General features: G+C 69.2%; 20 protein-coding genes and 1 pseudogene. 11 read left to right on the top strand and 10 right to left on the bottom strand.

The annotated features are described in order from the left end of the window. Positions 1-251: 251 nt before the first annotated feature. Positions 252-1802 carry a PucR family transcriptional regulator gene (locus tag OG452_RS25190; protein ID WP_327297848.1) on the top strand — a complete coding sequence of 517 codons (1551 nt, stop codon included), beginning with the start codon at positions 252-254 and terminating at the stop codon, positions 1800-1802. Between the two features lie 51 nt (positions 1803-1853). Here the strand turns inward: OG452_RS25190 and OG452_RS25185 are convergent, their stop codons facing one another. Next, positions 1854-2351, bottom strand: a complete 498-nt coding sequence (locus OG452_RS25185) for a MarR family winged helix-turn-helix transcriptional regulator (protein ID WP_327297847.1) — start codon at positions 2349-2351, stop codon at positions 1854-1856. A gap of 58 nt (positions 2352-2409) precedes the next feature. Here OG452_RS25185 and OG452_RS25180 point away from each other — a divergent pair, with 58 nt between their 5' ends. After that, on the top strand, positions 2410-3366 hold the full coding sequence (locus OG452_RS25180; protein ID WP_327297846.1) for an amidohydrolase family protein: 957 nt from the start codon (positions 2410-2412) through the stop codon (positions 3364-3366). Positions 3367-3398: 32 nt separating this feature from the next. Here OG452_RS25180 and OG452_RS25175 read toward each other — a convergent pair whose 3' ends face one another. Then, positions 3399-3794 (bottom strand): TOBE domain-containing protein, encoded by a 396-nt coding sequence (locus OG452_RS25175; protein ID WP_327297845.1) that lies wholly within the window; start codon positions 3792-3794, stop codon positions 3399-3401. A 104-nt stretch (positions 3795-3898) separates the two neighbouring features. Between OG452_RS25175 and OG452_RS25170 the strand changes: the two genes are divergently transcribed. The 3 genes from OG452_RS25170 to OG452_RS25160 all read left to right on the top strand — a co-directional run bounded on the left by OG452_RS25170 (position 3899) and on the right by OG452_RS25160 (position 6428). Continuing rightward, positions 3899-4495 carry a helix-turn-helix domain-containing protein gene (locus OG452_RS25170; RefSeq protein ID WP_327297844.1) on the top strand — a complete coding sequence of 199 codons (597 nt, stop codon included), beginning with the start codon at positions 3899-3901 and terminating at the stop codon, positions 4493-4495. Between the two features lie 174 nt (positions 4496-4669). Then, positions 4670-5542, top strand: a complete 873-nt coding sequence (locus OG452_RS25165) for a class I SAM-dependent methyltransferase (RefSeq protein WP_327297843.1) — start codon at positions 4670-4672, stop codon at positions 5540-5542. 64 nt (positions 5543-5606) lie between these two features. Then, positions 5607-6428, top strand: coding sequence for a class I SAM-dependent methyltransferase (locus OG452_RS25160; RefSeq protein ID WP_327297842.1), 822 nt, complete (start codon positions 5607-5609; stop codon positions 6426-6428). 39 nt (positions 6429-6467) lie between these two features. Here the strand turns inward: OG452_RS25160 and OG452_RS25155 are convergent, their stop codons facing one another. From OG452_RS25155 to OG452_RS25145, 3 genes are all read right to left on the bottom strand, one after another. Further along, positions 6468-6896, bottom strand: a complete 429-nt coding sequence (locus tag OG452_RS25155) for a hypothetical protein (RefSeq protein ID WP_327297841.1) — start codon at positions 6894-6896, stop codon at positions 6468-6470. 75 nt (positions 6897-6971) lie between these two features. Then, the gene (locus OG452_RS25150) at positions 6972-7556 is read right to left on the bottom strand and encodes a TetR/AcrR family transcriptional regulator (RefSeq protein ID WP_327297840.1); all 585 of its coding nucleotides are present in this window, start codon (positions 7554-7556) and stop codon (positions 6972-6974) included. Positions 7557-7664: 108 nt separating this feature from the next. Continuing rightward, positions 7665-8324 carry an HAD family hydrolase gene (locus tag OG452_RS25145; protein WP_327297839.1) on the bottom strand — a complete coding sequence of 220 codons (660 nt, stop codon included), beginning with the start codon at positions 8322-8324 and terminating at the stop codon, positions 7665-7667. Positions 8325-8532: 208 nt separating this feature from the next. Between OG452_RS25145 and OG452_RS25140 the strand changes: the two genes are divergently transcribed. From OG452_RS25140 to OG452_RS25125, 4 genes are all read left to right on the top strand, one after another. Beyond that, the gene (locus tag OG452_RS25140) at positions 8533-9546 is read left to right on the top strand and encodes an NADPH:quinone reductase (protein ID WP_327297838.1); all 1014 of its coding nucleotides are present in this window, start codon (positions 8533-8535) and stop codon (positions 9544-9546) included. A 178-nt stretch (positions 9547-9724) separates the two neighbouring features. Then, on the top strand, positions 9725-10279 hold the full coding sequence (locus OG452_RS25135) for a MarR family winged helix-turn-helix transcriptional regulator (RefSeq protein WP_327297837.1): 555 nt from the start codon (positions 9725-9727) through the stop codon (positions 10277-10279). Then, positions 10272-12848, top strand: coding sequence for an MFS transporter (locus OG452_RS25130; protein ID WP_327297836.1), 2577 nt, complete (start codon positions 10272-10274; stop codon positions 12846-12848). The genes OG452_RS25135 and OG452_RS25130 overlap by 8 nt, the downstream gene beginning before the upstream one ends. Before the next feature lie 162 nt (positions 12849-13010). After that, positions 13011-14165, top strand: coding sequence for a permease (locus OG452_RS25125; RefSeq protein ID WP_327297835.1), 1155 nt, complete (start codon positions 13011-13013; stop codon positions 14163-14165). Positions 14166-14269: 104 nt separating this feature from the next. On the opposite strand, the gene OG452_RS25120 is transcribed toward OG452_RS25125, so the two are convergent. Further along, on the bottom strand, positions 14270-16711 hold the full coding sequence (locus tag OG452_RS25120) for an LAETG motif-containing sortase-dependent surface protein (protein WP_327297834.1): 2442 nt from the start codon (positions 16709-16711) through the stop codon (positions 14270-14272). Positions 16712-16874: 163 nt separating this feature from the next. Next, the gene (locus OG452_RS25115) at positions 16875-17588 is read right to left on the bottom strand and encodes a DUF6333 family protein (protein WP_327297833.1); all 714 of its coding nucleotides are present in this window, start codon (positions 17586-17588) and stop codon (positions 16875-16877) included. 187 nt (positions 17589-17775) lie between these two features. Between OG452_RS25115 and OG452_RS25110 the strand changes: the two genes are divergently transcribed. Beyond that, on the top strand, positions 17776-18138 hold the full coding sequence (locus tag OG452_RS25110) for a DUF6479 family protein (RefSeq protein WP_327297832.1): 363 nt from the start codon (positions 17776-17778) through the stop codon (positions 18136-18138). Positions 18139-18442: 304 nt separating this feature from the next. Here OG452_RS25110 and OG452_RS35475 read toward each other — a convergent pair. Both OG452_RS35475 and OG452_RS25105 read right to left on the bottom strand, forming a co-directional pair. Beyond that, positions 18443-18600: pseudogene (locus OG452_RS35475) on the bottom strand (IS1380 family transposase); the annotation flags it as partial. Positions 18601-18845: 245 nt separating this feature from the next. Then, the gene (locus OG452_RS25105; protein ID WP_327297831.1) at positions 18846-19469 is read right to left on the bottom strand and encodes a TetR/AcrR family transcriptional regulator; all 624 of its coding nucleotides are present in this window, start codon (positions 19467-19469) and stop codon (positions 18846-18848) included. 119 nt (positions 19470-19588) lie between these two features. Between OG452_RS25105 and OG452_RS25100 the strand changes: the two genes are divergently transcribed. Then, a complete protein-coding gene (locus OG452_RS25100) occupies positions 19589-21040 on the top strand; it encodes an amidase (protein WP_327297830.1) in 1452 nt (483 codons plus the stop codon). Between the two features lie 324 nt (positions 21041-21364). On the opposite strand, the gene OG452_RS25095 is transcribed toward OG452_RS25100, so the two are convergent. Continuing rightward, positions 21365-21766, bottom strand: a complete 402-nt coding sequence (locus tag OG452_RS25095; RefSeq protein ID WP_327297829.1) for a gas vesicle protein K — start codon at positions 21764-21766, stop codon at positions 21365-21367. Positions 21767-21773 lie beyond the last annotated feature (7 nt).

Here is a 21773-nt window from a genome sequence, read left to right as displayed (position 1 = left end):
CCCGGGCCGCCGAAGCTCCGCCCGGCGCCCGCACCGGCGGCACGTACTCCGTCAGTGAAGCAACGCGCCACGGTCCGGCACGACTGGTTTCAGCCACGGAAATCCGCCGAGTCCCCAGCGCGATGGTTGGATGATCAACCAAGAGGCATTCCGGCGCAGCTCCCTGGCATTTACGATGTCTCCACTCGCACTCGCCTAGTGAATGTGAGATGCCGGATCTTCAGGTCGGGCGCCGCACAAGGAGCCAGAGCATGCACGTCGAACAACTTCTCCAGCTCGAATCGCTCGATCTGGCCCTGCTCTGGGGGGACCGCCCGCTCCTCACCCGGGAGATCAGCGGTGTCACCGCCACGGATCTGGAGGACCCGGCGCGCTTCCTCCAGCAGGGCGAGATCGTGCTGAGCGGGCTGGTCTGGTGGAGCCCCGGCGACAGCCCGGCGAAGACCGACCACTTCGTCTCGGCGCTCCGCTCGGCCGGGGCGACGGCGCTCCTGGCGGGCGAGGAGACCCACGGCACCGTCCCCGCCGTCCTGGTCGACTCCTGCCGCGAACACGGTGTCCCGCTGCTCTCCGTGCCCGCGCAGACGAGCTTCCGCGCCATCACCGAGGCGGTCTATCTGCGCCAGTGGGGCGACCTCAGCCGCCGCCCGGCCCACCACTACGCGCTGCCCGCCAACGTCCGGACGGAGCTCGCCCGGCTGCTCGCGGACGGCGCGGGCCCCGCCGAACTCCTGGACCGCGCCTTCGCCCATCTCGGCCGGCTGCCGTGCTACCTGCTGGCGGCCGGGGGCCGCACCCTCGGCCGTACGCCGTCCGCCCCCGAGCTGCCCGTACAGCGGGCCGCCGCACTGCTGAGGGACACCGCACGGGACACCACCCGGGTCGCCCTGCGCATCGACGCGGACTCGGGCCCCTACGACACCTGGTACCTCTACCTCCCCGACCCGGCGGAGGCCCCGCCCCGGGTACTCCACGAGATCGCCGACGTGATGGCCCAGTACCGCCACGCCCTCGACCGGCGCCGGGCGGCGGAGCGGCGGGCCACCGACGGACTGCTGGCCCTGATCGACTCCCCGGTGGCCGACGCGACGGCCCTGGACTCCGCACTGACCGCCTGCGGCCTCCCGGCGCACGGTCACTACCGCGTGCTCGTCGCCGCGCTGGGGGCCTGCGGGCCGCAGCAGAACGAGGGGACGGGCGCGCGGGCCGCGCTCACCGAGGCGCTGAGCCACGCCGCGGCAGGCCCGTTCGCGGTGGGGCTGCGGCCCGGCGGCACGGCGGCGGCTGTCCTGCACACCGGCCGGGACGAGGACTCCGGGCGGCCCGCGGTCGACCAGGCGTGGTCGCTGCTGCACGACTGCGTCCCGGAGACACCGCTGCACGCCGGTATCAGCGACAGCACCCCGGGGCCCAGCGGCCTCAACTCCGCTCTCGGGCAGGCGCGTTACGCCCTGGCAGCGGCCGCCACCACAGCCGCCGGAGCCGACCGGGTCACCGCGGTCGACGACCTCGCCTCACTGGACGCGCTGCTGGCGGGCATCCCCGCCGACGTACGCACGGCCTTCAGCGCCAACACCCTGGGCCCCCTGTCCGACAGCTCCAGCAGTTCGCACCGGGTGCTCCTGGAAACACTGGAGGTCTTCCTCGACCACAACTGCTCCTGGACCCGCACCGCGGAGGCCCTGCATCTGCACGTCAACACGGTGCACTACCGCATCCAGCGCGTGGAGACCCTGACCGGCCGCGGGCTCTCCAACCTGGACGACAAACTCGACCTGCACGCCGCGCTGAAGTGCCGCTGATGGGCCGCCGCTGACGGACCGCCGGCCACGGACCAGCTGCCGACGGGGTGCTCAGGCGTCCAGGGCGGCGATGGCGTCGGCCAGTCGGTGCAACTGGCGGGCGAGCTGCGTGCGTTCGGCGGGCGGGAACTGGGTCAGGGTGGCGGTCTGGCGTTCACGCAGTCGCGCGCGTACGGCGCCGAGCTGGTGGGCGCCGTCATCGGTGAGGCCGACCAGGACCCGGCGCTCATCGGTGGCCGAGCGCCGACGGGTCACGCTGCCCTTGCCCTCCAGCTGCTGGAGCATCCGGGTGGCGGTAGGGACGCTGACGTCGGCCGCGGCGGCCAGTTGCCCGACCGTGAGCTCCCCCGCCGTCGCCAGCGGGGCGAGGAGGGCCAGTTGGGCGAGGGACAGACCGGAGCCCGCTTGGCCGGCCACCGAGCGGGCACGGCGCATCGCGTAGAAGAGCGCGTCCGCGGCCTGCGCCAGCTCGTCCACGCCTGCGTCCGATGTGACGGGTGCGCTCGATTCCGCGCCCTCGTCCGGGGTGCGCTTGCTTCTTCCAACCATGACCGTTAGCGTACTGAATGAATTCGTTAGCACGCTAAATGTTAGGAGAGCAGAGGAAATGAGCTTCCCGGCACGCATAGACGTCCACCAGCACATCGTTCCGCCGGTCTGGGCGAAGGCCCTGGAATCCCGCGGTATGGACTCCGGCGGCTGGGCCATCCCGGCCTGGAGCGCGGCCGACGCGATCACGATGATGGACGAGCAGGGCATCGCCACCGGCGTCCTCTCGGTCACCGCGCCCGGTGTCCGCCTCGACGACGACGTGGCCGGGGCCCGGGCCCTGGCCCGTGCCGTCAACGAGTACGGCGCCGAAAGGGTCAAGGACCACCCCGACCGGATCGGCTCCTTCGCCTCCATCCCGCTGCCGGACGTGGAGGGCGCGCTGGAAGAGACCGCCTACGCACTGGACACCCTGGGTGCCGACGGTGTGGTGCTCATGTCCAACACCCAGGGCCGCTACCTCGGCGATCCGGGCTTCGAGCCGCTCTGGGCCGAGCTGGACCGGCGTGAGGCGGTCGTGTTCATCCACCCGGCACAGCCCCCGATGGCACTGCTTCCCGGGACCCCGGCCCCACTGGCCGACTACGTCTTCGACACCACCCGCACTGCTCTGAACATGGTGCTGAACGGTGTCACGAGCCGGTACCCGAAGGTGAAGGTCATCCTGTCGCACGGCGGCGGCTTCCTGCCCTACGCGGCCTACCGGTTCTCGGGCCTGACCTCGACCGTGGTCGACACCGGCCGCGACGACGAGGACATCATCCGCGACCTCAAGCGGTTCTACTTCGACACCGCACTGGCCGCCAGCCCCAGCGCCCTGCCCGCACTGCTCGCCTTCGCCGAGCCCGGCCACGTCCTCTACGGAAGCGACTGGCCCTTCGCTCCGCAGAACACCGGCAACTACTACGACCACTTCCTGGAGACCTACCGGGACTTCACCCCCGGCCAGGCCGAGGCCGTCAATCGCGGCAGCGCCGAAGCTCTCTTCCCTCGCCTCGCCCGCCTCGCCCGCTGACCGCCGGGACCGGCTACCGCCTGCCGAGCCGGCTACTGCCTGTCGATATGAACGTTCGTCGACTTCACACGCGCCGTTGCGGTCACCCCGACCACGATCCCCAGCTCGTCGACGGCCTCCCGGCTCACCAGGGAGACCAGCCGGTGCGGCCCGGACTGGATCTCGACCTGGGCGACCACGTCGTCCACGACGACCCGGGTGACGATCCCGGCGAAGGAGTTCCGTACGGAGGTGTGGACCTCCCCCGGCACCGGATGCAGGCCCTCGGCCCGCCCCTTGGCGAAGGCCGCGAGGCTCGCCCCGTCGATGACGCGGTTCCCCGAGCCGTCCCGGTCCATGGCGATCTGCCCCCCGTCGGCCCAGCGACGGACGGTCTCAGGACTCACACCGAGCAGTCCCGCTGCCTGGCCAATGCTGTACGACGGCATTCCAGCACCCTAGAGCTTCCCGGCCCGACGGGTGACGACGGCGTCATGGGGCGGTGGTGCCGACAGTTCTGTGGGCTTTGCGCATACGGCATACGATGATGCCCATGACGCAAGACGATGGGGAGTTCGACAGCCTCGTACGCAAACGGATCCGCGCGCTGCGCGTGGCGCAGGGCTGGTCTCTGGACGAGCTGGCCACCCGCGCCCGGCTCAGCCCCTCCACGCTCAGCCGGATCGAGAACGGTCAGCGCCGCCTCGCTCTGGACCAGCTCGTCACCCTCGCCCGCGCGCTGGACACCACGCTCGACCAACTGGTCGAGACGGCCACGGACGACGTTATCTCCAGCCCGGTGATCGACTCCGCCCACCAGCTGATGCGCTGGTCCGTCCGGGCGGACCCGGGCATGACCGTCGTACGCCAGCGCATGACGGACCCACCGCCCGACAGCCCCTCACGTATGCGCGCCCACCCGGGCCGCGAATGGCTCGTCGTCCTCTCCGGCACTGCCGTCCTGCTCCTGGGCAACCGGCGCTTCCGGGTGGAGACCAACCAGGCCGCCGAGTTCCCCACGATGGTCCCGCACGCCATCGGTGCCGAAGCCGGGCCGTGCGAGCTGCTGGGCATCTTCGACCGCGACGCCCGCCGCAGCCACCAGCGCAACGACGACAGCACCGGGAGCCCGGACAGCCCGTCGCGCTGATCCCAGCAGCGCCCGGTGGCCCCCGGCGGCTCCGCCCTGCGACACCCTTCCACCCAGCCCGTTTCCACCCAGCCCGCCGGCTGCTTGCGCGGCCGGCACGGAAAGCGCCCACCCTCTTGCTCTTCCGGAAGGCGACCGGGCCGCATCCCCCGTGATCCTCGTAGCGTGGGCGCCATGACACACCCCTCCCCGCACGCGGCGCACGACCACGGCGCCCACCCGGCCCATGGACCGGAGCACGACACCGACGGCCAGGCGGAGCTCCTCGACCTGGACGCCGAGGTGCTCGCCGGACACATCGCCTCCATCACCGCCTGGCTGCCCGTCGCGGCCGACCCCCGCCACATCGTGGATCTGGGCTGCGGCACCGGGGCCGGCACCCTCGCCCTGCTCAAGCGCTTCCCCCGGGCCGAGGTGACCGCAGTCGACACCTCGGCCGACCACCTGCAACGCCTGCGGCACAAGGCCGAGGCAGCGGGTCTCGCCGACCGGGTGCGCACCCTTCAGGCCGACCTCGACGGGGCCTGGCCAGAGCTCGGCACGCCCGAACTGGTCTGGGCGTCGGCCTCCATGCACCACATGGCCGACCCCGACCGCACCCTGCGCCAGGTCCACAACACGCTTGCCCCCAAAGGGCTGTTCGCCGTCGTGGAACTGGCAGGCTTCCCGCGCTTCCTGCCCGAGGACGCACCGGCAGACCGTCCCGGACTCGAAGAACGCTGCCACGCCGCACTCGACCGCCACCATGCCGGGCAGGTGCCCCACCGCGGCGCCGACTGGGGGCCCAAGCTGACCGCCGCGGGCTTCACCGTCGAGGGCGAACGCGTCATCACCGTCAACATGGGCCCGCCCCACACCGAGGCCGTCGGCCGCTACGCACTCGGCAGTCTGACCCGCATACGCGGCGGAGTCGCCCAGGCGCTGGCACCCGAAGACCTCACCGCTCTCGACCAACTGCTCGACGCCGACGGCCCGCACAGCATCCTGCGCCGCGACGACCTGACGGTACGCACCGAGCGCACGGTGTGGGCCGCCCGCCGCCCCTGAACCACACCGGAGCCGCCCGCGCTGAGGACGGTCATGCGGGCGGAGTGCGCCGTAGGTTGGGCCGGTGACGACTACCGCAACGCAGGAAGCATTCCTGAAGGCTTTCCATGCCGAGCACCCGGCGGTTACCGCCGAGGCGTTCGGCGGCGGCCGGGCTCCGGACGGCCGGTCAAGTTACGAGATCCTGTGCGACCGGGTGGCCGGCAGCAGGCGCGTACTGGACCTCGGCTGTGGCGATGGTCCGCTGCTGGAACTCCTGGCCCGGACCGACGGGCGACAGCTGGCCGGGGTGGATCTGTCCCCGCAGGCACTGGCGCTGGCACGACGTCGGCCTGCGCTGTCCGGGGCGAGACTCGAAGAGGGCCGGGCCCAGCAACTCCCCTTCGCCGACGCCACGTTCGATGCCTGCGTCTCCCATATGGCACTGATGCTGATGGGCGAGATCGAAGAGGTCGTGACCGAGGTCGCCCGCGTACTGTCGCCCGGAGGCGTGCTGGCATGCGTGCTGGGGAGGGGCGCCCTGGGCGGCGAAGCCTATGAGCGCTTCATCAAGTTGCTGCGGTCCGCGGTACGGGAACTGCCCGCATCGCGTCGCGTTCCGCCGCTGGGAGACCGGCGAACTCGCAGTCGAGACGGGCTCGACGAAATCCTCGGGCCGGCCGGCTTCGCGGCGGTGGACTGGGAGACCGTTCCCATCGATCTGAGTGGTCCGGTGGAGCAGGTGTGGGGCTCCGTGTCCGGCCTTTACGACCTTGGCCCCCTGGACCGGGCCACCGTGGAGGGCCTGCGGGCAGCCTTCTTCGCCGAGGTGAGGGAGATGACGACGCCGGACGGGCAGGTTCCGTGCACGTTCATGGTCCACGTCGCGACTGCGCGACTGCGTTAGACGGGGCCGTGCCGTTGGGTCGCTTGCGCCGGTGGTGCGTCAGACCTGGTTCTGGCCAGGCGTGAACACCGAGCGCAGGGTGGTGGCGTAGCCGACGACTCCGATGAGCAGGAGTCCGCAGACGCCTTGTTCGATCTTCATCCACTCGGGGAAGCCCCCGGGCAGCGCGACGATGACGACGATGACCGCGACCATCACGGACGAGATCACCGTCAGACGGCGCCAGGCTCCCCGGGCGCCTCGTGCGGCGCGCACGGCGAAGGCGTACAGCAGCACGGAGCTGACGGCCACGATCGATCCGCGGATCCATACGGCGGAGTTCACCGCCGCGTGGTCGTTGCGCAGCAGCACAACCGCCAGGAGCGTCAGCACGCTCAGACCGAGGTAGGTGCCGACCAGTAGTTTGATTCTCCGGAACGTTTCCTTGGTACGAGGCTGCTCCAGGCTCCGGGAACTGGGTGTGTTCATCGTGCTCGGCCTCCTTGAGGTCCTTGGGTCCGGTCGGTCCCCGCCCGGCCGGGGTGCCGCCGGGCGGGGCTGGGGTCAATCCGTACGGGCCGGGATCATCCGGTCGACCAGTTGCACCAGGTGTTCGGCCACTTCACGGCCGTCCAGGTCGGAATAGGTCATGAACTGCTCGGAGAGCGCGTCGATGGTGGCCCGCAGCAGCACCGCTGCCGTCCAGGTGTCGAACTCCCCGAACTCACCGGCCTGTTGGCCCGCCTCCAGCAGCTGCTGGGCGACGGCGATGAGGCCGTCGTTGCCCTGGCTGGTGTACCGCAGCTTGCCCTCGTCGTCGCGCAGATTCCGGCTGATCTCCAGAACGGCCTGCGCTTCTTTCTGATGGGTCCAGGTGAAGTTCACCGATGAGCGCACATAGATCTGTACGCGCTCGCGCTCGGTGGACGCCGCCTCCCGCGCCGCCCGCAGCGGGGGCACGGCATCGGCGTACACCTGCTCCATCACGGCCTCCATCAGCTCGGAACGGGAGGTGAAGTGGTAGAGCACCACGCTCTTCGACACCCCGGCCCGCCGGGCGACTTCAGCGATCGTCGTCGCCGTGTACCCCAGCTCGACGAGGCCGTCGATCGCGCACTCCACGAACTGACGCCGGCGGGCCCGGTTCACGAACGTGCCGTCTCCCTGACCATCCACACTCTTTTTCGACCGCACGGTCTAAAAGTAGCACGCATGGATGACAGAGGCCGCTCCTCCTGGTCGAAAGGCAGGCGATTCCTACCGGGCAGCGGCCGTCAGCAGCTCCGGCAGTCCGCGCATGTCGTCGAACACGACCGTGCCCGGCCCCTCCAGCCGGGAGGCCGGCGTCAGACCGCCGCAGTAGCCGAAGGCCCGCATCCCGGCGGCTCGGGCGGCCTGAACTCCGTACGGGCTGTCCTCGATCACCACGCACCGCCCGGGGTCCACGCCCATGGAGCGGGCCGCGTGCAGAAAGAGGTCGGGCGCGGGCTTGCCCCTGGGGACATCGTCGGCGCTGAAGATGCGTCCCTTGAAGTGGTCGGTCAACGCGACGGTCTCCAGGTTCCGCCGGATGCCGTCGTGATCACCGTTGGACGCGACGCACCTGGGCGTGGTCAGGCCCTCCAGGACCTCCGCGATACCGTCGACAGCCGTCAGTTCGGCCGCGAACGCCGCCTCGTACAGATGCTCGTACCGCAGCTGCCAGTCCTTCTCCAGCCGTCGTCCGAGCCGCTCCTCCACAGCGGCCGTGTAGACCTCCGTGGACGAGCCCACGAATCGCTCAATGATCTCCGCCTCGGTGAAGTCGCACCCCAGGTCGGCCATGATCATCGCGTCTACTCTGATGCATATTCGTTCGCTGTCCACGAGCACACCGTCACAGTCGAAGATCACCAGTTCCACGGGGTTCACTGTCATGCTCGGCAGCGTAGAGGGAGCTCCGAGGGGCCGCCGGGACTTCGTTCAGGTCCGGGCTGGGAGGCGGCCGCGCTCTTCTCCTTGTCCCGGGGCTCTCCGAGACTCCCGGAATACCGTGCTCCGTAAGGCGGTTCAGAGGGTGCCCCCACACAGAACGCGTTCTCCCCGGGCGACAGCTTCCCCAGGGGCGAGCGAAGAAAGGTGACAGATGAAGTCCGTCATCCGGACGGCTGCCGGCGGTCCCGAGGTCCTGCAGCTCGTCGAGCGTCCGGTGCCCGAGCCCGGCCCGGGTGAGGTACGGGTCCGCGTGCACGTCTCGGGCATCAACCCCACCGACTGGCGCAGCCGCAGACGCGCGCTGCCGCCGGGCATGAACGAGCAGGTGCCCCACCAGGACGGTGCCGGGGTGATCGACGCCGTCGGTCCGCAGGTCGACCCGGCGCGGGTCGGGCAGCGGGTGTGGATCTGGGAAGCCGCGTGGGAGCGGCCCTGGGGAACGGCACAGCAGTTCACGCTCGTGCCCGACCGGCAGGCCGTCGCCCTGCCCGACCACGCACCGTTCGAGCTCGGCGCGGCCCTGGGCATCCCCGCCCTGACCGCCCATCGCGCGCTGACGGTTCATGACGGCGGGCCGGGGCGTATCGCGCCCGGCACTCTGCGGGGCGCGACCGTGCTGGTGGCGGGCGGCGCCGGCGCGGTCGGCAACGCGGCCGTTCAGCTCGCCCGCTGGGCCGGGGCGCGTGTGATCACCACGGTCAGCAGCCCCGCCAAGGCAGCACTGGCGCGCGCGGCAGGTGCCCACCAGGTGGTCGACTACCGCACCCAGGACGCCACCGCGGAGATTCTGGCCTTCGCCCCCAAGGGTGTCGACATCGTCGTGGAGGTCGCACCGGGCGCCAACGCCGCTCTCGACATCGCGGTGGCCGCCCAGGGTGCTGTGGTGGCCTACTACTCGGGCGGCGAGGACGAGCAGCTCGCCGTCCCGGTGCTCTCCTCGCTGGCGGCGAACCTGCGCTGGCAGAGTGTTTTCGTCTACACCGTGCCGCCCGCCGCGAAGCAGCAGGCTCTCACCGACGTCGCGGCGGCCGTGGACGCGGGCGCCCTGCGCGTGGGCGATGAGGCCGGAATGCCGCTGCACCGTTTCGCGCTGGGGCGCACCGCTGACGCCCACGCCGCGCTTGAACACGGCGTGGTCGGGAGGGTTCTGCTCGATATCCCGTGACCGCCTCGGCCCTCGCCGGAGGCCCGGCGGTACGACGTTCTGTCGCGGGTCGTAGCGATCGGCCATACGCAGGGTGAGTCGGCGCACTCGTCGCGAGGGGTGTGTTCCAGCACGGGTCCAGGGCCGCTACAATAACTTGCTCGATACAAGCAACAATAAGAATATGGAGGCGGGAGGCATGGACAAGGGGACGGTCCATGACCGCCCAGCAGAGGCGATTCCGGTCACCGGAGACGCCAGTGCCGAGGAGGCCGCAGCCGGACTCGGGAGCCAGATCGTACGGTTCTCCCGACTGCTCACAGCTCACAGACGCCGGGCCAAGTTCGAGCAGGGCGCCGGTGAGCGGCTGCTCCTCGCGCGACTGGTGCTCGACGGCGAACGGCGAGCCACCGACCTGGCCACGGACACCTTCCTGGACCTTTCGACTGTCAGTCGGCAGGTGCGGTCGATGGTGGAGAACGGCCTGATCGCGCGGCGCCCGGACCCGGAGGACCGGCGCGGTGCGCTGCTGCACGCGACCGAGGCCGGGCACGCGGCGTTCGAGGCGTACCGGCGGCAGCGCGACGCGGAGCTGGCGGATCTCCTCAGGCCATGGCCACCGGAGGACCGGTACCAGCTCATCCGGCTGATGGCACGCCTCAACGACGACCTGGCAGAGCATGAACACGCACGTCACTGCTCGGGAAACCACTCCGAAGCGGCGGCGAAGCAGGGAGCAAGCAAGCATGAGTGAGGCCGTGTCCGCGCCACGCGGAGACACCCAGACCAAAGCGATACCCACCAGTCCGGGCGGCCTGAGCCACCGGCAGATCCTGACCATCCTGAGCGGCCTCATGCTGGGCATGTTCCTGGCCGCGCTCGACCAGACCATCGTCTCGACCTCGATCCGCACCATTGCGGACGACCTGCACGGCCTGAGCCAGCAGGCGTGGGCGACGACGGCCTACCTGATCACTTCGACGATCGCCACACCGCTGTACGGCAAGCTGTCCGACCTGCACGGACGTAAGCCGTACTTCCTGACCGCGATCACTGTCTTCATCATCGGCTCGGTGCTGTGCACCTTCTCGACGTCGATGACCGAGCTGGCGTCCTTCCGTGCCCTGCAGGGCATCGGCGCCGGCGGTCTGATGTCGCTGGCCCTGGCGATCATCGGCGACATCGTGCCGCCCCGCGAACGGGCCCGCTACCAGGGCTACATGCTGGCGACCTTCGCCACGTCCAGTGTCGCCGGACCGCTGATCGGCGGCTTCCTGGCCGGCCAGCACAGCATCCTGGGCGTCACCGGCTGGCGCTGGGTGTTCCTGGTGAACGTCCCGATCGGCATCATCGCGCTGTTCGTCGTCGCGAAGGTCCTCAACATCCCGCACGTCCGCCGCGACCGCCGTATCGACTGGTGGGGCGCGGTCACCATCGCCGTCGGCGTGGTGCCGCTGCTGCTCGTCGCCGAGCAGGGCCGCGACTGGGGCTGGGGCTCGAGGAACTCGCTGATCTGCTACGGCGTCGGCGTGGTGGGCATCATCGCCTGGATCCTCGTGGAACGCCGGATGGGCGACGACGCGCTGATCCCGATGCGTCTCTTCCGCAACTCGATCTTCAGCAAGACCAGTCTGCTGTCCGTGCTCATCGGTGCGGGCATGTTCGGCGGGATGCTGATGATCCCGCAGTACCTGCAGATCGTGAAGGGCGCCAGCCCCACCCGGTCGGGCCTCGAAATGCTGCCGCTGATGCTCGGCATGATCATCGCCTCGATCGTGGCAGGTCAGCTCACCGCGAAGACCGGCCGCTACAAGATCTTCCCGACCGTCGGCACCGTCCTGATGGTCGTGGCGCTGCTGCTCTTCCACTTCAAGATCCAGTGGGACACCCCCCTGTGGGAGTCCATGGTCTTCATGCTCGTCTTCGGCCTCGGCCTCGGCGGTTGTATGCAGACGCTGGTCCTCGCGGTGCAGAACGCGGTGCCGCCGCAGGACATGGGTGTGGCGACCGCGTCGTCCACGTTCTTCCGTCAGATGGGCGCCACCGCCGGTACCGCGATCTTCCTGTCCGTGCTGTTCAGCAATGTCGGCGACAAGATCGCCTCGGCGTTCAAGTCGGCCGCGCAGACCCCGCAGTTCCAGGCCGCGCTCCACGACCCGCAGGTGCTGTCGAACCCGGCCAACAAGCCGGTGCTCGACATGGTGAAGCACCCCGGCGGGGGTGGCGGGGCCGGCGTGCTGAACGACTCCTCGTTCATCCAGCAGCTCGACCCGCGTCTGTCGGAGCCCTTCAAGCAGGGCTTCGCCGACTCCATGCACCTGGTGTTCCTGATCGCCGCGGGCGTGGTCGCGGTCGGCTTCCTGATGGTCCTGTGGACCAAGGAGGTTCCGCTGCGGAACATGTCGGGCCTGCAGGCCCGCGCCGCCGAGGAGGGCGGCGCGACCGCCATCGAGGCCGAGGCCGCCGTCGCCGCAGTCCCCGAACCGCTTCCGGCCACCGCCTCGGGACGCCATGCGGCACCCCCGCAGGAGCCGGCCGACGCAGTCGAAGCCGCCATGGCGGACGCATCGGGCGCGGGCGTCAGGGGATACATCCGCGACGCCGACGGCTCGCCCGTACCGCAGGCCGTGGTCACCCTGATCGACCTGGGCGGGCGACAGCTCGGCCGTACGACGACGGGACCGGACGGCCGGTACTTCGTCGCGGCGCCCGCCGGCGGTACGTACGTCCTGATCGGCTCCGGGGGCGCACGGCAGCCCCAGGCGACGACGGTGGCGGTCGCCGACGGCCCCGTCGACTTCGACCTGATGCTCAGCGGTGCCGCCGGGCTCTCCGGTACGGTCCTGGCGACGCCCGGCAACCGTCCGCTGCCCGGCGCGCTCGTCATCGCCACCGACATGCGCGGTGATGTCGTCGCCTCCGGCACCACCGACGGCGCCGGAGACTTCGGCTTCGGCGACCTGGTGCCCGGCAGCTACACCCTCGCGGTGAGCGCCGGCGGGCACCGGCCGACGGCCGTGCCGGTGGAGGTCACCAGCGGCTCCGCCAACCGCTACGAGGTCCGGCTCGACCCCGGCGCCCGGGTCCACGGCACCATCCGCAACAGCGCGGGCGAGCCCCTGGACGACGCCCGGGTCACGCTGCTCGACGCCGCGGGGAACACGGTGGGGTCGACCATCACGGGTGCGGACGGTGTGTACACGTTCAACGACCTCGACACCGGCGACTACACGGTGGTGGCCAGCGGATACGCGCCCAGCGCCCATTCGCTGCTGGTGGACCGCAAGGGCGGGCAGGACCTCGACCTGGACCTGAGCCACTGAGGCGGTCAGGACGCTGAGAGGCGGGAGCCGACCGTAACTCCGCCCCGAGCGTGGTGAGTCGGGGCGGCCGGGAGGCGGCTCTGCCGGAGGCCGTGGTGCGACACGAAGGTGTCGCACCACGGCCTCCGGTGCGTTTACCGCGTCGCGAGGAAGGCTTCACGGATGCAAGCCGTACTGCACGCACTGTCGATCGCCGGTTCCATGACCTGGGAGATCACCTGGGCCCTGATCCTCGGCTTCGCGCTGTCCGCTGTCGTCCAGGCGGTGGTCCGCAAGTCCACCGTGATCTCCCTGCTCGGCGACGACCGCCCCCGTACCCTCGCCGTGGCGGCCGGCCTCGGCATGGCCTCGTCCTCGTGCTCCTACGCCGCGGTGGCACTCGCCCGCTCGCTGTTCCGCAAGGGCGCGGACTTCACCGCTGCGATGGCCTTCGAGATCGCCTCGACCAACATGGTGGTCGAACTCGGTGTGATCCTGGCCCTGCTGATGGGCTGGCAGTTCACCGCGGCTGAGTTCGCCGGCGGCCCCCTCATGATCGCCGTGCTGGCCCTGCTTTTCCGGCTGTTCCTGCGGGACAGACTGCTGCGCCAGGCACGTGAACAGGCCGAGCAGGGCCTGGCCGGCTCGATGGAGGGCCACGCGGCGATGGACATGTCCGTCCAGCGGGAGGGTTCCTTCGCGCGGCGGCTGTTCTCGCGGGATGGCCTCACGGCGACCTCGCACGTCTTCGTCATGGAGTGGGCGGCCATCCTGCGCGACCTGGTGATCGGCCTGCTCGTCGCCGGGGCGATCGCCGCCTGGGTCCCGGACTCCTTCTGGCGCACGTTCTTCTTCGACGGCCGCCCCCTGGCGTCCAGACTGTGGGGCCCGGTCATCGGCCCGCTGGTGGCCATGGCCTCGTTCGTCTGCTCCATCGGGAACGTGCCGCTCGCGGTCGTGCTGTGGAAGGGCGGCATCAGCTTCGGCGGCGTGCTGGCCTTCATCTTCGCCGACCTGCTGATCCTGCCGATCCTCAACATCTACCGGAAGTACTACGGCGCGCGGATGACGGTCTTCCTGCTCGCCACCTTCTATGTGTCCATGGTCGTAGCCGGGTACGTTGTCGAGTTCGCCTTCGGCGGCCTGGGAATCGTCCCCGACCGGGCCGACGCGAGAGTCCCCATGGGCGGCGTCAGCTGGAACTACACGACCTGGCTCAACATCGCGTTCCTGATCCTCGGCGCCGCGCTCCTGGTCCGGTTCTTCCGCACCGGCGGCAGGGAGATGCTCCGCATGATGGGCAGCCCGAAAACCAGGAACAAGCGCCTGTCCGAATAGGCGCCCAGGTCAACCCCGGTGTTCCCCGCACCGCAAAGGCCCCGCACCGGATGGTGCGGGGCCGGAGAGACCTGCGTCGCGTCAGGCGAGACGCCTGAGACCTTCTAGTCCTGTGCGGTACGGCGTCGGCGCATCCACCAGACCAGTCCGCCACCAACGGCGATGACCGCGGCGGCGATGCCGGAGATCAGGCCGACGGGGGTGTCGGATCCGGTGTGGGCGAGGTCCCCGCCCGGACTGGTGGGCGGGTGGCTCGCCCCTCCGCCGCCGGCCGGCACGCTGCTCGTACCGGGGGCCGGTGTGTGACCGGCCGGCGCGGACGGCTTTCCGCTGGGCGTCGGGGTGGAGGTGGGGGCCGGGGTGGGCTTTCCTCCGCCGCTGGTGACAGGTCCCCCACCGAGGTAGAGGGTGTCGGTGTCGCGGTAGGAGGTGTCGTCGGACTGCAGGGAGTTGCTGGTGGTGTGGTCCAGGTCCCGGTTCTCCACCTTGAAGCGGACCTTGGTGATGTTCCGCTTCGGCGCCTTGGAGAAGTCGACGCCACCGACGATGTACACCATGACGCCCTTGGCGGTGTCCACGTTGTACTTGAACTCGCCGTTGATGAAGATCTTCCGGTACTCCTGGAACAGCTTGTCCTTGTCCCAGTTCTGGTTCGGAGCGCGCAGTGGCCAGGCCTTCACATCGTTGCTGTTGATGAACTTGTGGAAGTCGGTCGGCTTCTTGGCGTCCTGGCGGCGGATGTACTCGGCTGCGACGCGGGAGGTGTAGACGCGGCGCAGGTCCGCGTACTGGGGAGCGGCGTTGATGGTCTTCTCCACCGCAGGGACGATCATCCGGTCGATGACCCCCTGGGCCTGGTCACGCTGCGCCTTGGTGGGGTGGCAGATACCCTCGCCTCCGCCGGGCTGGGTGACGGTGTCCTGCTCGGTGGACTTCAGCCTGAGCGGGGCGTCGAGGATGTAGATACCGCCGTCCTGCTCACGGACCTCGGCGGGCTTGGGCTCGATCCAGTTACGGATGCCGGTGAAGCACGGACGCCCGTCCACCTCGGGGAGGGCGGCCCAGAACCGGCGGCCGAGGTCGGTCTTCGGATCCATCGTCCTGAAGAAGTCGTGCTTCATCCGGAGGTCGGCTTCCAGCAGCACGCGCCCGGCGTCGGTGGAGGCGAACTTGTCGTCCATGACCCGGTCCGGCTGGTCCGGGTTCAGGTTCACCCAGAACTTGTCGGGCGTCAGGGCCAGCCATGTGAACAGGGCGTCGGACGCCAGCTGCATCTTGGCCTGGCCGCCGTATCCGGGGTTACTGTCCGGGTCCGGCATCTGGTCGGCGCGCATGCTGTACTGCATGCCCTTGCCCTTTTCGAGGCCGCCGACATAGCGCAGCTCCAGAGTGGTGAAGTCCACGCCGCCCGGGCCGCCCCGGGGAAGAGTGCCGCGGCTGTCCAGGCGCCGGGCCTCGGCCTGGAAACGCCTGGCCTCGGCCGGAGTACGGCCCGAGTCGTTGATGCGCTCGTTCAGTGGGCCGCGGCTGCCACCGCAGTTGGACGTGGTGCCTGAGGTGAGCTGCGTACCACCGCTCTGGCAGCCGGGCGCGAACGCGCGGTCCTGACGGGAGTAGCCGGGGACCGGGGTGGTCTTGGCGACCGGGTTGTAGAAGCGCTGGTTGCCGCGGACCTGATTCGTCTTCCCCGGCCGCTCCGCGACGATCTCCTGGTTCAGGTCGCTGATCTTCTTGGCCTGACCCTTGGTGAAGTTCTTCGCGCCGGTGTAGCGGAAGGTGTGGTCGGGCATCGACTTGGCGACAACTCGGTCCTTGGCGAGCTGGGGGTTCTCCAGCCGGCTGTTGGACTTGAACTCGTTGAACTCCTTGGTCCGCTTGTTGTAGGCGTCGTAGCGGCGCTCACCGACCTTGTCGCCGTCCTTGTCGAAGAGTTCGACGTAGTACTCGCACAGCCAGTCGGGCCCGATGAGGTTGTAGTCCTTGACGAGCTGCCGTTCGAACCCGGAACCCTTGCTGTTGTTGGTCTGGTTGCGGATGTAGCGGGACTTGAACCAGTGGTCGAAGGTCAGGTTCTCCTTGTTCGCGAGGAACCGGGCGTAGATCTCCATGGCCCGGTCCGCCGGAGCCCCGGACTTGTTGGCCTGCCTGGTCCAGGCTGCGACGTTCTTCTTCGGGTCGCCCGGGACCTTGGACAGGGCCTTCTGCTGCTGGGCGGCCGTGGGTGCCTTCATCCCGTCGTACGCCTGGCCGGGAAGGTTGTAGTCGAAGTTCTTCGGCAGTTCGGTGGACTTGTGGATCAGCCCGGTCGGGTCGTCGGGGAACCCCGAGTTCGCCGGGGTGCGCTTGGCGGCCGGGAGTCCGTTGCGGACATCGCAGCGTTTGCCGGTGCCGGGCTTGGGCTTGGCCAGGACGGGCGGCCCGCCCGCCGCCTGGGCGATGTCGATGGACGGCAGACCGGTCAGGGTGACCGCAGCGGCCAGCCCGGCCGCCGCTGCCAGACGTAAGCCGGTCCGCCAGCTGCGGGAGAGTCCGAGTATGCGATTCAACGTGGGTGTCTTCCCTCGGCGGGGGCAAGGGGAATCCGGGCGGCGCGCGAGCCCCCGTGACATGTACGCGCCGCCCGACAGACCCTAGCGCCCGAGGCCGCCAGGCAAAGAACAGGCAATGGCGTGTCGGTGTGTCAACTCGACTACAACGTGCAGGAGTTGGTCAGACGAAGTAAAGGTCTTCCATCGTTCCGACAGCGTCCTCGGTGTGGCGGACACGGAACGCCGTAGCCTCGATGCCGGGGCGGTTCCACGGGTCGGCATGGCCAAGAGCCAGCGCGGCCAGAGCCGCCCACTCGGTCTCTCCGGGATCGTCCTCTTCCAGGTCGATCCCGGCGTCTTCCAGCATCCCGGCCGTCAGCCCCAGAGAAGCGACCACCGCATCCGGGTCGCCGGTGATGACGAACGGTTCGTCACCGGGCCAGCCACTGGCGTGGAACATGGCGCCGTCCGGCAGCCACACGATGTCCTCGGTGTGGTCGGCGCCTCCGTGGAAGTGGACCCGGCCGACGATCCGGGCGTCGGGGAACCGCTCCCGCAGGGCTTCGGCCTCGTACAGGAGCGGCGTGTCGTTGCCGTTGTCGGCGAACGCCGGATCACAGACACCCAGGGCAGGGCCCCACGCGCCGGCCTGGATGACGTCCAGTTCGGCACGGGTGCCCGGTTCGGGTGTGTGGAGCGCGACGCACGGCCCGGCGTCTTCGAGGACCTCCTCGACGGTGCTGATGGAGGAGGCGAACTCGGCCGCCCGCGACGGCTCGTTGACGGGCAGCGCGCCCGCGCCGGAGCGCGGCTCAAGGACGGTCAGATTGCAGTGACCCATGGAGCCGCGCACTATGCGATCGGCCGGTGAGGTCCAGAAGTCGTTGGCGGTCATGGCGGTCACCGTAGCGGCTCGCGGTTCACCGCCAGTGCTCCCGCTCAGCGCCCAAAGAGAACACAATTTCCCATTCAGCGGGACCGATAAACTCTTGACTGCATCCAAGGGTGGCATCCTCACTCCTGCGGCCGTATGAGTCGCTTATGAAGCGGTACGAAGCCTGGCTTACGGGTACGAGAATCAAATGGACGCCTCGAAATTTCAGCTCGCCGTCTCATCCAACACGGCCCTTTTCATGCTCCTGACCGGCATCGTTGTGGTTGCCGTACTACTCGCTGCTTTCGCATGGGGGCGCCGTATCCGCGCCCGGGAACTCCCGCCACCAAAGCCGAACGAGCAGCCTCACCTTCCCAAGGAAGGCGCGGTCCACGAAATCCGGGAATACCGGGAGCCGGAGGAAATGCCCCACGACGGGTCACGCCTGCTGCCGCACGAAATCAAGGGTTCCAGCACGCACCGCAGCGCTTCGCAGAAGCCGCCGACGGACGACGACGCCGATGGCTTCGGCGACGGCAGCAGTTTCGGCAGCGGCGGCCTCGGAAGCTGAGCCCGGCAGCCGAGTCCGCTCGGCCGGGCAGTGGGGCGGCGGGGCTCTCGCTCCGCCGCCCCACTGCCTGCATAGGGAACCGGTTGCCTACGCCCTGACGGTGGAAAACAGTCACTGGGATCCAGAGACAGTCACTGAGATCCAGAGCCGGGTCCGGAGCCGGATCCTGAGTCCTGGCCTTAGCCGCAGCCCCGAAGTTTCGTGACGGTCCGCCGATGGAGTCGGTGGACCGTTTTCGTGCCGCGGGCTGAGGCCGTGCAGGCCGAGGGCCCGAGTGTCGCCTCGGGGTGGCGCCGGATTCCACTGCTCCGGGCGTTGAGGTGCTGTCGGAAGGATGGGGGAATGTTCTGGTCAGGTGGCCGTAGGTCCGCTTCCACGTGGGTGCGGCGTCCTCCTTGTCCGAGTGCGCTATCACCAGCACCCCGCCCCCAGGTCCACAGTCACCGTCCCTCCCGCATCAGGCTTCCCCGTGCAACCAACAGGACCCTAGACAAGTCCCATCGTTGCAGGTCAGGGGCGTTCTCCGTTTATTTGATCCGGGCATGGACGAGCGCACCGGTCATAGGCGAAGCCGACCAGCGGGAACGAGGATCGTCCGGGTCCCTGTTCCCGCTCCGGTCAAAGGCGCTTTCCAGGTGATCGGGCGCGCCGGGTCACACTCGCACGCCCACGTTGAGGGCGGTGGTCGGGCGGGCGGCGCGGGGCGGTCAGTTAGCCGCCCTGTATGCGCCGAGGTGGGAGCGGTGCCGGTCCACGATTCCCTCGACGATCTTCATCAGCCGTTCTCCCGTCTGATCGATGCTTCCGTTCTGTGTGCTGACCTGCGCCCCTTCGAGTGCGAAGGTGATCTCGGCCGCGGCCTGTTCGGGGTCGGGCATCTGGGCTTTGGTGCACATGCCGATCAGCCTGCGGGTCTGGTGAGCCTTGTGGTCCTGGATCACTTGCCGTGCCGGATGAAGGCGGTCGGGCAGCTCGGCGAGGGAGTTGATGAACGGGCAGCCCCTGTATGAGATCGCCGGCAGCCCTTCGGCGATGAAGCGGGCCAGGCCCAGAATCTGATCCTCGGGTTGGTCGGGGTATTCGGTTTCCACGCGGTCGAAGGCCGCCCGATAATCGGCGGCGACGATCCGCAGCCATTCCGCGACCAGCGCGTCCTTGGTCTCGAAGTGCCGGTAGATCGCCATCTTGGTGGTCTCGGCCTTGTCGGCGATCGCCTGAACCCCCACCTGCCGGATCCCTTCTCTCTGGAAGAGCTCTTCGGCGGCGTCGAGGATGCGCTCACGAGGCGGCAGCTTCGCCACTCTGCTCGGCCTGCTGAGGGTCGATGCCATGACTACTCCGTCACTCCGATCGTGGGGTTCGCAACCCCTCCACGGTACCAGCCAGACCCCTTAGATACCGTAGGGTATCGTCCAGCACTCGACGGTATCGTTCTAGTCAGGGAGTGACAGTGAGAGTTCCTGAATACGTGAGCTTCGACGCGGTCGGGCTGGCGGCGCTGGTGGCCAAGGGCGAGGTGCTCCCCGCCGAACTGGAGGCAGCCGCACGCGAGGCTGTACAGGCAGTTGATCCGCGGATCAACGCCGTCGTGGAGACATGGCCGACCGACGACGAACCTGTCCCCGGCAGCACACCACTGGCCGGCGTCCCTTTTCTGATCAAAGACATCGCGGTGGCCATGGCCGGCAGGCGGATGGAGCTGGGAAGCCGTCTTGCGGCCGGTAACGTCGCCGGCGCCGACTCCTCACTGATGCAGCGCTTCCGGCGCGCGGGCCTCGTGACGTTCGGGCGCAGCGCGACACCGGAGATGGCCTATGGCATCTCGACGGAATCAGCGTTGTACGGCGCGACCCGCAACCCCTGGGACCTGGAGCGCAGCGCGGGCGGATCCAGTGGAGGCGCGGCCGCCGCTGTCGCCGCCGGGGTGGTCCCGGTCGCCCATGGCACCGACGCCGCCGGATCGCTCCGCATCCCCGCCGCCTACAACGGCCTCTTCGGGATCAAGCCCACCCGTGGCCGGGTCTCCATGGGGCCCGACGTCGACGAGGTCTTCAACGGCCTGGCCGTGCACGGCAGCGTCAGCCGCACCGTACGCGACAGTGCAGTACTGCTCGACCAGATACGCGGCCCGGAACCGGGCGACCCCTACTTCGCCCAGCAGCCGTCACGGCCGTACGCGGAGGAAGTCACCCGTCATCCGGGCTCGTTGCGAATCGGCGTCCTCACCCAAGCGTGGGGCGGACGCCGCACTACCGCACCGGTTACCGACGCCCTCTCCCGCACCGTGCGGTTGCTTGAATCCCTCGGCCACCAGGTGAACGAGGTTGAGGTCGACCTCGGCGCCGACTGGGAGGAATTCGTCCTGGCCAACGCCCGACTCATGACGGTGAACCTCACCACCCTGGTCGACGGGCTGGCCGCCGCCTTCGACCGTCCCATCGACTCCTCGACCCTTGAGCCGGCCACCCTCGCCGGCTACCACTACGGGCAGCGGGTCGGCGGCGCGCAATTCCTCACCGCTCTCGCGATGCGGAACCGGGTGGCCCGAAGCCTGGCACGGTACTTCGACGCGTACGACATCCTCCTCACGCCGACCCTGCCGGAGCCTCCCCTGCCTCTGGGCACCCATACCGAGGGCGCGGAGACACTGGACGGCCTCGGCTGGATCGAGCGCATCAATGACCTGTCGCCGTTCACCATGCCGTTCAACATGGCGGGCACGCCCGCCATGTCCGTACCCGTGACGACCGACGCCGGGACGGGGCTCCCGGTCGGCATGCAGTTCGCCGCCGGATATGGCCTTGAAAGCCGGCTCTTCCGCCTCGCCGGCCAACTCGAACAGGCAAGTCCGTGGTCAGGCCGAACCCCCACGCTATGGGCTGGGAACCACCCAGGCCACTGAAGAACGCTCCCGGCACGCTGCAGAGAGACATCGACGGATTCTTGCCGGCTCAGGACCGAAAACTCTCGCGGCGCACGGGATGGATGCCCTCAATGCCGAGGCGAAGCCGCGGGTAGGCCGACCTCGACGATTCGGGGCAGCCCTCGTGATTGCCCCCTTCCGGACGACACGTGGACGAAGGAGGTGACCCTTCAGTCCAACCGCCGCGCCCGCGCCTACGAACCCGGTCAGTGGATCTCCCGCATCGCCCCCACCCCCCTGCTGATGCTCGTGGCCAAGGGCGACGATGTCGCCCCCGCCGACATTGCCCTCGAGTCTGCAGCCTTAGCCGGAATGAGGCAGCAGCGATCCCAACGGCCCCAGATCCAGGTTGAGATCGTCCATGGTGAGGCCATATCGGTCGCAGAGTTCAGTCATCCGGTCCTGCAGAATCATCAGGGTGAGCCCTATGCGCTCTTCCTGGTCCTCGCTGAGGTCGCCCTGGTCCACCCGGTGCAGTGCTGTGCGTTCCATGAGCTGGCGCAGCAACTCCACAATGGTGAGTACCAATTTGATGAGATCGCGCTCCACGGTTTCCGGGTCCGTTTCCAGGCGCTGTGCGCTGCCACGGTGAGGAGGCGTCTCCTCCGGGCCTGCCGGAAGGAGATCGAACGCGCGCGCAGCGGCCTGCGCGATCTCGCCGAAATTCCCTTTCTCCGAAGGGCTGCTGAGGTTCTCGGCCGTCATGGGGCTC

Origin of the sequence: Streptomyces sp. NBC_01197 (genome assembly GCF_036010505.1) — a bacterium.
Taxonomy (GTDB): domain Bacteria; phylum Actinomycetota; class Actinomycetes; order Streptomycetales; family Streptomycetaceae; genus Streptomyces.
The sequence above is the reverse complement of the archived record's forward strand: the minus strand, read 5'-3'. Positions and strand labels throughout refer to the sequence as shown.